This is a genomic window from Pantoea sp. R102 (assembly GCF_004916815.1).
GTDB lineage: Bacteria > Pseudomonadota > Gammaproteobacteria > Enterobacterales > Enterobacteriaceae > Pantoea > Pantoea dispersa.
Window position 1 is genome coordinate 1 of sequence record NZ_SDFT01000130.1, and the last position, 10,391, is coordinate 10,391.

Annotated in this window: 8 protein-coding genes and 1 pseudogene; 7 read left to right on the forward strand and 2 right to left on the reverse strand. The window is 59.1% G+C overall.

Translation table 11 applies throughout. The annotated features are described in order from the left end of the window. The 3 genes and pseudogenes from ERD80_RS14205 to fre form a co-directional block, all read left to right on the forward strand. Window positions 1-211 (forward strand): annotated as a pseudogene (locus ERD80_RS14205) (dipeptidase PepE); the annotation flags it as partial. Between the two features lie 73 nt (window positions 212-284). Further along, entirely contained in the window at window positions 285-1,769 is a 1,485-nt protein-coding gene (ubiD, locus tag ERD80_RS14210) for a 4-hydroxy-3-polyprenylbenzoate decarboxylase (RefSeq protein WP_021506941.1), read from the forward strand. A 31-nt stretch (window positions 1,770-1,800) separates the two neighbouring features. Beyond that, window positions 1,801-2,502 carry an NAD(P)H-flavin reductase gene (gene fre, locus ERD80_RS14215; protein ID WP_021506940.1) on the forward strand — a complete coding sequence of 234 codons (702 nt, stop codon included), beginning with the start codon at window positions 1,801-1,803 and terminating at the stop codon, window positions 2,500-2,502. Between the two features lie 88 nt (window positions 2,503-2,590). On the opposite strand, the gene fadA is transcribed toward fre, so the two are convergent. Both fadA and fadB read right to left on the reverse strand, forming a co-directional pair. Further along, window positions 2,591-3,754: an acetyl-CoA C-acyltransferase FadA gene (gene fadA, locus ERD80_RS14220; RefSeq protein WP_136547337.1), complete on the reverse strand. Its 1,164-nt coding sequence runs from the start codon at window positions 3,752-3,754 to the stop codon at window positions 2,591-2,593. 10 nt (window positions 3,755-3,764) lie between these two features. Further along, the gene (gene fadB / locus ERD80_RS14225) at window positions 3,765-5,948 is read right to left on the reverse strand and encodes a fatty acid oxidation complex subunit alpha FadB (protein WP_136547339.1); all 2,184 of its coding nucleotides are present in this window, start codon (window positions 5,946-5,948) and stop codon (window positions 3,765-3,767) included. A gap of 185 nt (window positions 5,949-6,133) precedes the next feature. On the opposite strand from fadB, the gene pepQ reads away from it, so the two are divergent. From pepQ to hemG, 4 genes are read left to right on the forward strand one after another with little or no spacing between them, the layout of a single operon-like run. Further along, complete coding sequence (pepQ, locus tag ERD80_RS14230; protein WP_132465979.1) at window positions 6,134-7,465, forward strand: Xaa-Pro dipeptidase; 1,332 nt, start codon at window positions 6,134-6,136, stop codon at window positions 7,463-7,465. Then, window positions 7,465-8,082: an IMPACT family protein gene (locus tag ERD80_RS14235; protein WP_136547341.1), complete on the forward strand. Its 618-nt coding sequence runs from the start codon at window positions 7,465-7,467 to the stop codon at window positions 8,080-8,082. Before pepQ ends, ERD80_RS14235 begins: the two co-directional genes overlap by 1 nt. A gap of 27 nt (window positions 8,083-8,109) precedes the next feature. After that, window positions 8,110-9,561 (forward strand): Trk system potassium transporter TrkH, encoded by a 1,452-nt coding sequence (gene trkH, locus ERD80_RS14240; protein ID WP_021506935.1) that lies wholly within the window; start codon window positions 8,110-8,112, stop codon window positions 9,559-9,561. Between the two features lie 17 nt (window positions 9,562-9,578). Next, window positions 9,579-10,127: a menaquinone-dependent protoporphyrinogen IX dehydrogenase gene (gene hemG, locus ERD80_RS14245; protein WP_058781596.1), complete on the forward strand. Its 549-nt coding sequence runs from the start codon at window positions 9,579-9,581 to the stop codon at window positions 10,125-10,127. Window positions 10,128-10,391: the final 264 nt, after the last annotated feature.

Here is a 10,391-nt window from a genome sequence, read left to right on the forward strand (position 1 = left end):
GCGTCTGGCCGAATTCTGCGCGGTGAATCCGCAGGAGTCGGTGATTGCGCTGCGTGAAGCCAGCTTCCTGCACGTCAGTGAGAACCGTCTGCGCTACTACAGCGCGCGCGGTGAAGATTTCAAAGTGTTCCGTCACGGTGAAGCGATTGCCGCTTATCACGATGTGCTGGCCCTGCAGTCGCTGGTGCCGTTTTCCTGTCAGCCCGCCTGACGCAGAAACTCAAACACGCTGGCGTGAACAAACTTATAATGACGCTTCACTCTGGCCGGAAGACTAACGCCGCATGAAATATCAGGATTTACGAGACTTTCTCGCGCTGCTGGAACAGCGCGGCGAGTTAAAGCGCATCACTCAGGAGATCGATCCTGTCCTCGAGATGACCGAAATCGCCGACCGCACGCTGCGGGCCGGTGGCCCGGCGCTGCTGTTCGAAAACCCGAAGGGCTACAGCATGCCGGTGCTGTGCAATCTGTTTGGCACGCCGAAGCGCGTAGCAATGGGTATGGGCCAGGAAGAGGTCAGCGCGCTGCGCGAAGTGGGTAAGCTGCTGGCGTTTCTGAAAGAGCCGGAGCCGCCGAAGGGGTTCCGCGATCTGTTCGATAAGATGCCGCAGTTCAAACAGGTGCTGAACATGCCGACCAAACGGCTGCGTAATGCGCCGTGTCAGGAAGAGATTTTCAGCGGTGACGAGGTCGATCTGGCGCGCATCCCGGTCATGAAATGCTGGCCGGGCGATGCGGCGCCGCTGATTACCTGGGGATTAACCGTCTCGCGCGGACCGCACAAAGAGCGGCAGAACCTCGGCATTTATCGTCAGCAGGTGATTGGTAAAAATCGGGTGATCATGCGCTGGCTGTCGCATCGCGGTGGCGCGCTGGATTTCCAGGAGTGGTGCAAAGCGCATCCCGGTGAACGCTTCCCGGTGGCGGTAGCGCTGGGCGCCGATCCGGCCACCATTCTTGGCGCGGTCACGCCGGTGCCGGATACGCTATCGGAATATGCGTTTGCCGGTCTGCTGCGCGGCAACAAAACCGAGGTGGTGAAGTGCGTCTCGAACGATCTGGAAGTGCCGGCCAGCGCCGAAATCGTGCTGGAAGGCTACATCGAACCGGGCGACATGGCGCCGGAAGGGCCGTACGGCGATCACACCGGCTACTACAATGAAGTAGACAGCTTCCCGGTATTTACCGTGACGCACGTAACCCAGCGGCGCAACCCGATTTACCACTCCACCTACACCGGCCGTCCGCCGGATGAGCCCGCGGTACTGGGCGTGGCGCTGAACGAAGTGCTGGTGCCGATTCTGATCAAACAGTTCCCGGAGATTGTGGATTTCTATCTGCCGCCGGAAGGCTGCTCTTATCGCCTCGCGGTAGTGACGATTAAAAAACAGTATGCCGGTCACGCCAAGCGCGTGATGTTCGGCGTGTGGTCGTTCCTGCGCCAGTTTATGTACACCAAGTTTGTGATTGTGTGTGACGATGACGTCAACGCGCGTGACTGGAACGACGTGATTTGGGCCATCACCACGCGAATGGATCCGGCGCGCGATACGGTACTGGTAGAAAACACGCCAATTGACTATCTCGACTTCGCTTCGCCGGTTTCCGGACTTGGCTCGAAGATGGGACTGGATGCCACCAACAAGTGGCCGGGTGAAACCCAGCGTGAATGGGGGACGCCGATTGTGAAAGATCCTGCGGTTACGGCGCGTATTGATGCAATCTGGGATGAGTTAGCGATCTTTGCCGAGCCGCCGCAGCGCTGATGGCGGCTGAGAACCATAAAAAAGGGCACCTATGACGACGTTAAGCTGCAAAGTGACTTCGGTTGAAGCAATTACGGACACGGTTTACCGCGTGCGGTTAATTCCGGCGGCGGATTTTAGCTTCCGCGCCGGCCAGTATCTGATGGTGGTGATGGATGAGCGCGACAAGCGCCCGTTTTCGCTGGCATCGACGCCAATGGAAAAGGACATCATTGAGCTGCACATTGGTGCCTCAGAGCTGAACCTGTACGCCATGGCGGTGATGGATCGCATCAAAAACGATCGGCAGATCACCGTGGATATGCCGCACGGCGACGCCTGGCTGCGTGAAGACAGCGCGCGGCCGATTGTGCTGATTGCCGGCGGCACTGGCTTCTCCTATGCGCGTTCGATTCTGCTGACCGCGCTGGCGCAGCAGCCGGATCGCGATATCGCTATCTACTGGGGCGGCCGCGAGCTGAGACATCTGTACGATCTGGATGAGCTCAATGCGCTGGCGGTGAAGCATCCGAACCTGAAAGTGATTCCGGTGGTGGAGCAGCCGGCGGAGGACTGGCAGGGGCGCAGCGGCACGGTGCTGACCGCGGTGATGCAGGATTATGCCAGCCTGAGCGGACACGATATCTATATTGCTGGCCGGTTTGAGATGGCAAAAATTGCCCGCGAGCGCTTCTGTGCCGAACGTGGTGCGTTAGAAGCGCAGATGTATGGCGATGCGTTTGCCTTTATCTGATGCGTGACACGGTGCGCATGCACGTGCCGCTGCAAAAAAAAGCCCGCCCGGTTGGGCGGGAACACGTGCAAATGTAGTGGTCAACGTATTAAACCCGTTCAAATACCGTCGCGATGCCCTGGCCTAAGCCAATGCACATGGTTGCCAGACCAAACTGTGCATCGCGTCGCTCCATCAGATTCAGCAACGTCGTGCTGATACGAGCGCCGGAACATCCCAGCGGATGCCCGAGTGCGATTGCGCCGCCGTTAAGGTTCACTTTCTCATCCAGCTGCTCCAGCAGCCCTAAATCTTTCAGGCACGGCAGCGTCTGCGCGGCGAAGGCTTCATTGAGCTCGAACAGATCGATATCCTGCACGCTCAGCCCGGCGCGCTTCAGCGCCAGCTTACTGGCCGGTACCGGGCCGTAACCCATGATCGACGGATCACAGCCGACCACCGCCATGCTGCGGATGCGTGCGCGCGGCGACAGCCCCAGTTCGCGCGCGCGGCTTTCGCTCATGATCAGCATGGCGGCCGCGCCGTCGGACAGCGCCGACGAACTGCCGGCGGTAACCGTGCCGTTGACCGGATCGAACGCCGGACGCAGCGCGGCTAAGCCTTCAAGGCTGGTGTCTTCGCGAATCACTTCATCGCTGTCATAGCGTTTCAGCACGCCATCGGCATCGTGGCCGTAGGTCGGCACGATTTCGCGTTTGAAATCACCGCGCTGAGTGGCGGCCGCAGCGCGCTGGTGTGAACGCAGCGCGAAGGCATCCTGCTGTTCACGGCTGATGTGGTGCATGCGCGCCAGCATCTCGGCGGTCAGCCCCATCATGCCCGCCGCTTTCGCCACGGTACGCCCCAGGCCAGGATGAAAATCCACGCCGTGGTTCATCGGTACGTGGCCCATATGTTCCACGCCGCCAATCAGACAGCTGTGGGCATCGCCGACCATAATCGCGCGCGCCGCATCGTGCAGCGCCTGCATGGACGAGCCGCACAGGCGGTTAACGGTGCTGGCCGGCACGCGATGCGGGATCTCCGCCAGCAGCGCGGCGTTGCGGGCGATATTAAAGCCCTGTTCCAGCGTCTGCTGCACGCAGCCCCAGATAATGTCATCCAGCGCGGCGGCATCGACGGCCGGATTGCGGCTGAGGAGTTCGCGCATCAGATGGGCGGAGAGATCCTCGGCGCGCACCTGGCGAAAGGCGCCGCCTTTGGAACGGCCCATCGGCGTGCGCACGGCATCAACAATCACTGCGTTTTCCATGTTCATTACCTCAGGCAGTTTGCAGCGCCGCTGCGTCAATCGGTTGAGCGACGGGATACCAGCTCTGATGCTGGTGGGCTTTCTGAACCAGCAGCTCAGGCAGCGCGTACAGTGGGCCGAGCGCGAGGTAGCGTTTAGCCTGATCGACGACATTGCTGATGCCCAGCGTGTCCATATAGCGGAACGCGCCACCGCGGAACGGCGGGAAGCCTAAGCCATACACCAGCGCCATATCCGCCTCGGCGGGCGAAGCAATGATGTTTTCTTCGAGGCAGCGCACCACTTCGTTGAGCATTGGCAGCATCATGCGGTTGGCGATCTCTTCATCGCTGAATACCCGCTTCGGTTCACATACCGGCTCCAGCAGCGCATCGACCTCCACATCGGCGCGCTTCTGCGCTTTGCCTTTTTTATCCTGTTCCCAGCGGTAAAAGCCCTGGCCGTTTTTCTGGCCGTAGCGTTTGGCTTCGAACAGCACATCAATGGCATCGCGGTAATCTTTCTGCATCCGCGACGGGAAGCCCTGCGCCATCACCTGTTGCGCATGATGCGCGGTATCAATGCCCACCACGTCCAGCAGCCACGCCGGCCCCATCGGCCAGCCAAACTGCTTCTCCATCACTTTATCGATCTGGCGGAAGTCCGCGCCGTCGCGCAGTAGCAGGCTGAAGGCGGCAAAGTAGGGGAACAGCACGCGGTTCACAAAGAAGCCGGGGCAGTCATTCACCACAATCGGCGTTTTGCCCATCTTGCTGGCCCACGCCACCACTTTGCTGATGGTGGCTTCAGAGGTTTGCGCACCGCGAATCACTTCGACCAGCGGCATACGCGGCACCGGATTGAAGAAGTGCATGCCGCAGAAATTTTGCGGACGCTGCAGCGCCTGCGCCAGCTGGCTGATTGGAATGGTGGAGGTATTCGAGGCCAGCACGGCATCATCCCGCAGCTGCTGCTCGGTTTCAGCCAGCACTTTAGCTTTGATTTGCGGGTTCTCGACCACCGCTTCGACCACCACATCGGCGCGATCAAAGCCGCTGTAATCCAGCGTCGGCTGAATGCTCGCCAGCACGCTCGCCAGCTTCGTGCCGTCGATTTTGCCGCGCTCCAGCTGCTTGTTAAGCAGCTTGCTGGCTTCATTCATGCCCAGCGTCAGCGCCTGCGGATTAATATCTTTCATCTTCACCGGCACGCCTTTCCAGGCCGACTGCCAGGCGATCCCGCCGCCCATGATGCCTGCGCCCAGTACCGCCGCCTGCTCTGGCGTGCCGGCCGCGCTGCTGTGTTTCTTCGCCAGGACTTTTACGTACTGGTCATTGAGGAAGATGCCGACCAGCGCGCGTGCCACATCACTCTGCGCCAGCGGCACAAAAGCAGCGGTTTCCAGCTTCAGCGCATCATCACGGCCTAAGCCCGCTGCCGCTTCGATGGTTCGCACCGCGGCGATCGGCGCTGGATAGTGTTTACCGGCGGTTTGCTGCACCATGCTTTTGGCGAGGGTAAAACTCATCGCGGCTTCAATCGGACTGAGCTTAAGCGGTGCCAGCTTCGGCGCACGACGCGCCTGCCAGCTGCCCTGGGCTATGGCGTCCTGCAGCATGGTCAGCGCCGCGCTGCGCAGCTTCTCGCTGCTGACCACCGCATCCACCAGACCGAGCTTCAGCGCGCCCAGGCCATCAATATCTTTGCCGGCGGCGATGATCTCCAGCGCGCTGTCGGCACCGAGCAGGCGCGGCAGACGCACGCTGCCGCCGAAGCCCGGCATAATGCCGAGTTTGGTTTCTGGCAGGCCAATGCGCGCGGTGGGCGTGGCCACGCGGAAGTCGGTTGCCAGCACACACTCGCAGCCCCCGCCCAGTGCGTAGCCGTCAATGGCGGCGATCGTCGGCACCGGCAAATCTTCCAGACGATTAAAGATGCTGTTGGCGAATGTCAGCCACTGGCTGAGCTGCTCAGCGGGCGCATCAAACAGCGACAGGAATTCTGTGATATCCGCCCCGACAATAAACGCCGGTTTGGCGGAAGAGAGCAGCAGGCCGCGCAGCGTGCTTTGCTGCTCCAGTACGCTCAGCGCCTCGCCTAAGGCGGCGACGGTTTTGGTATCAAGTTTGTTCACCGAACCGGGCGCATCAAAAACCAGCTCGGCGATGCCATCGTCAAGCCAGTGCACTGAAAGGGTATCGCCTTGGTAGAGCATGTCCGTCTCCTGAAACGCGAAAGGTGATCTGGTCATACCAGATGATCAGGAGTGTGGGTGTCATGTTAATTTTTTGCAAACGAGAGTTTGCTTATTTGATACGGCGATCACAGCGCGCGCAGCACGGCATCCCCCGCGCGGCTGTGCTACACTGCCGCCACTTTCGCGACATCGGAGACAAGTCCATGGATTCACTGAAAACCCTGTATCACGCGCATATCTCAACGCTGCAGCAGCGTGCGCAACAGGTGCTGGCGCGCTTTAAGCTGGACGCCATGCTGATTCATTCAGGCGAGTTGCTGACCGTATTTCTTGACGATCATGACTATCCGTTTAAGGTGAATCCCCAGTTTAAAGCCTGGGTGCCAGTGACCCAGGTGCCCAACTGCTGGCTGTGGATCGATGGCGTGAATAAACCCAAACTGTGGTTCTACTCGCCGGTCGATTACTGGCACAACGTCGAGCCACTGCCGGACAGCTTCTGGACCCAGGATGTTGAGGTCATCGGCCTGAAAAACGCTGACGATATCGCTCAGCTGTTGCCGGCACAGCGCGACAAGGTGGCCTATATCGGGCCGGTACCGTCTCGCGCCACCCAGCTGGGCATCCGCAGCGAGGGGATCAATCCTCAGGGCGTCATCGACTTTCTGCATTATCATCGCAGCATCAAAACCGATTACGAGCTGGCCTGTATGCGCGAAGCGCAGAAGCTGGCGGTGGCAGGCCATCGCGCAGCGAAAGAGGCGTTCTTCTCCGGCATGAGCGAGTTTGATATCAATCTTGCCTATCTGACCGCCACCGGCCACCGTGACATTGATGTACCGTATGGCAATATCATCGCGCTGAATGAACATGCTGCGGTGTTGCACTACACCCGGCTTGACCATCAGCCGCCGGCGAAACGTCACAGCTTCCTGATTGATGCCGGCGCAGAGTATCTTGGCTATGCGGCAGACCTGACGCGCAGCTACGCGGCGCAGAGCAAAACGCGCTACGCGGAAATGGTTGCTGCGATGAATAAAGAAGAGCTGGCGCTGATCGCCACGCTGAAAGCCGGCGTGCGCTATACCGATTACCATCTGCAAATGCATCAGCGCATCGCGCGTCTGCTGCTGAAGTTTGAACTGGTGCAGGGGCTGAGTGAAGAGACGCTGGTGGCGGAAAACCTTACCGGGCCGTTTATGCCGCACGGTCTCGGCCATCCGCTGGGCCTGCAGGTGCACGACGTCGCCGGTTTCATGCAGGACGACAGCGGTACGCATCTTGCGGCGCCATCGCAGTATCCTTATCTGCGCTGTACGCGGGTGCTGCAACCGGGCATGGTGCTGACCATTGAACCGGGCTTCTATATTATCGATTCACTGCTGGCGCCGCTGCGCAGCGGTAAGTTTAGTCAGCACTTTGACTGGCAGGCGATTGATGCCCTGAAGCCGTACGGGGGCATTCGTATTGAGGATAATGTGGTGATTCACGCCAGCCGCATCGAAAACATGACGCGTGACTTGCATCTGGCCTGATGGACGCTTACGACATTCCCGCTAAGGCCGTCAGTTTCAGCGAGGAGACCATCAAAAAGAGCCGCTTTATTACCCTGCTGGCGCATACCGATGGGGTGGCCGCTGCGCGCGCCTTTGTGCAGCAGGTAAAGCACGAACACCCGACCGCGCGGCATCACTGCTGGGCCTGGGTGGCAGGCGCGCCCGATGATTCACAACAGCTGGGGTTTTCTGACGATGGCGAACCCTCCGGCACGGCCGGTAAGCCGATGCTGGCGCAGCTGATGGGCAGCGGCGTGGGCGAGATCACCGCCGTGGTGGTGCGCTATTATGGCGGTATCATGCTGGGCACCGGCGGGCTGGTGAAAGCCTACGGTGGCGGCGTGCAGCAGGGGCTGAAGCTGCTGACGCGCCAGCGCAAAGTGCCGATGCAACGTTTTACCCTGCAGTGTGACTATGCGCAGCTGAGCGATATAGAGCGTCTGCTGCAGCGTTTTGACGGCAGCATTGAACAGAGCCATTATCAGGATCGCATTACGCTACGTCTGGCGTTGCCCCATCCGCAGATTGATGGCTTCAGGCAAAACCTTTCTGATTACAGCCGGGGCGCTTTGGCGCTGATCCCGCTGGACAACTAACCGCATCTGTTTAAAGGAAACGGCTGAATGCATTTTCGCGCCATTACCCGCATCGTGGGCCTGCTGGTGATTCTGTTCTCGGTAACCATGATCCTGCCTGGCTTAGTGGCCCTGATTTATCGCGACGGTGCCGGGCGCGCGTTCAGTCAGACGTTTATGATGGCGATCGTCATCGGTTCGCTGCTGTGGTGGCCCAACCGCAAACAAAAGAGTGAGCTGAAACCGCGTGAAGGCTTTCTGATTGTAGTGCTGTTCTGGACCGTGCTGGGCAGCGTGGGGGCAATGCCGTTTATCTTCGCCGAGCAGCCACACCTGTCGGTGACCGACGCCTTCTTCGAATCGTTCTCGGGCTTAACCACCACCGGTGCCACTACGTTAGTAGGGCTCGACTCGCTGCCCAAAGCGATTCTGTTCTATCGGCAGATGCTGCAGTGGCTTGGCGGCATGGGGATCATTGTGCTGGCGGTGGCCATTCTGCCGATTCTCGGCGTCGGCGGCATGCAGCTGTACCGCGCCGAGATGCCGGGACCGCTGAAAGATAACAAAATGCGCCCGCGCATTGCCGAAACGGCGAAAACCCTGTGGCTGATTTATGTGCTGCTAACGGTGGCCTGTGCGCTGGCGCTGTGGCTGGCGGGCATGCCGATGTTTGATGCTATCGGCCACAGCTTCTCGACCATCGCCATCGGCGGTTTTTCTACCCATGATGCCAGCATCGGCTACTTCAATAGCCCGACCATTAATACCATCGTGGCGATTTTCCTGCTGATCTCCGGCTGTAACTACGGCCTGCACTTCTCGTTGCTCAGCGGGCGAAACCTGAAAGTCTACTGGCGCGATCCGGAATTCCGCATGTTCATTGGCGTGCAGCTGACGCTGGTGCTGATTTGTACCCTGGTGCTGTGGTTCCATAATGTCTATTCCAGCGGCTGGCAAACCCTCAATCAGGCGTTTTTCCAGGTGGTATCGATGGCGACGACGGCGGGCTTTACCACCGACAGTATTGCGCGCTGGCCGCTGTTCCTGCCGGTGCTGCTGCTGTGTTCAGCCTTTATCGGCGGTATGGCGGGTTCGACCGGCGGTGGCCTGAAGGTGATTCGTATTCTGCTGCTGTGCAAGCAAGGGTCGCGCGAACTGAAACGCCTGGTGCATCCCAATGCGGTCTATACCATTAAGCTGGGCAACCGTGCGCTGCCGGAACGTATTCTCGAAGCGGTGTGGGGCTTTTTCTCGGCTTACGCGCTGGTGTTTCTGGTCAGCATGCTGGCGATTATCGCCACCGGCGTGGATGACTTCTCGGCCTTCGCCGCGGTGGCGGCGACGCTGAACAACCTTGGCCCGGGGCTGGGTGTGGTGGCAGATAACTTCACGTCGATGAATGATGTCGCCAAGTGGATTTTAATCTCCACCATGCTGTTTGGACGCCTTGAAGTGTTCACGCTGCTGGTGCTGTTCACGCCCACCTTCTGGCGCGAATAATAAAACAGGAATGAGTGATGAAAGCGTTAATTCTTTATTCCAGCCGTGACGGGCAAACCCGTGAAATCGCGGCGCGTATTGCCCGCACGCTGACACCGCAGCAGCTGTGCGATGTGCTGGATCTGGCGCAGGCACCGCAGGTGGAGTGGGCACAGTATGATCGCGTTCTGATTGGTGCCTCGATTCGCTATGGTCACTTCCAGCCCGAGCTGATGAAATTCGTCACGCAACATAAGGCGGCACTGCAGCAGCGCGTCAGCGGCTTTTTCAGCGTCAATCTTACTGCGCGCAAAGCTGATAAGTGCACGCCGGAAACCAATGCCTATACGCGTAAGTTCCTGGCGCAGTCACCGTGGCAACCGGATCGCTGTGCGGTGTTTGCCGGTGCGCTGCGCTATCCACGCTATCGCTGGTTCGATCGCATCATGATTCAGTTCATTATGCGTATGACCGGCGGCGAAACGGATACATCGAAGGAAGTTGAATACACCGACTGGGAGAAAGTCACGCGTTTTGCCCAGGATTTCGCACAGTTACCAGGCAAATTGCCGCAAAATAACGCGTAGTGGTGAAATTTAGGCCGAACGATCATTTTTTTGCAATAAACCCTTGTCAGCCAGAATTAACTCCCTATAATGCGCCACCACTGAGACGGCAAAGCGGCAACGCAGGCGGCTCAGCAGGGCGTGAAGCGATTCACCCCGCCGGAGAAAAACGCTGAAAAAAGTGTTTGACTCTGAAGGAGGAAAGCGTAATATACGCCACCTCGCGACAGCAGGCCGAACGCCGCGTCGCACCGCTCTTTAACAATTTATCAGACAATCTGTGTG

Bases quoted from the DNA above. Each gene is read 5' to 3' on its own strand.
- ubiD (WP_021506941.1), top strand. From the start codon at position 285: ATGAAATATCAGGATTTACGAGACTTTCTCGCGCTGCTGGAACAGCGC.
- fre (WP_021506940.1), top strand. From the start codon at position 1,801: ATGACGACGTTAAGCTGCAAAGTGACTTCGGTTGAAGCAATTACGGAC.
- fadA (WP_136547337.1), bottom strand. From the start codon at position 3,754: ATGGAAAACGCAGTGATTGTTGATGCCGTGCGCACGCCGATGGGCCGT.
- fadB (WP_136547339.1), bottom strand. From the start codon at position 5,948: ATGCTCTACCAAGGCGATACCCTTTCAGTGCACTGGCTTGACGATGGC.
- pepQ (WP_132465979.1), top strand. From the start codon at position 6,134: ATGGATTCACTGAAAACCCTGTATCACGCGCATATCTCAACGCTGCAG.
- ERD80_RS14235 (WP_136547341.1), top strand. From the start codon at position 7,465: ATGGACGCTTACGACATTCCCGCTAAGGCCGTCAGTTTCAGCGAGGAG.
- trkH (WP_021506935.1), top strand. From the start codon at position 8,110: ATGCATTTTCGCGCCATTACCCGCATCGTGGGCCTGCTGGTGATTCTG.
- hemG (WP_058781596.1), top strand. From the start codon at position 9,579: ATGAAAGCGTTAATTCTTTATTCCAGCCGTGACGGGCAAACCCGTGAA.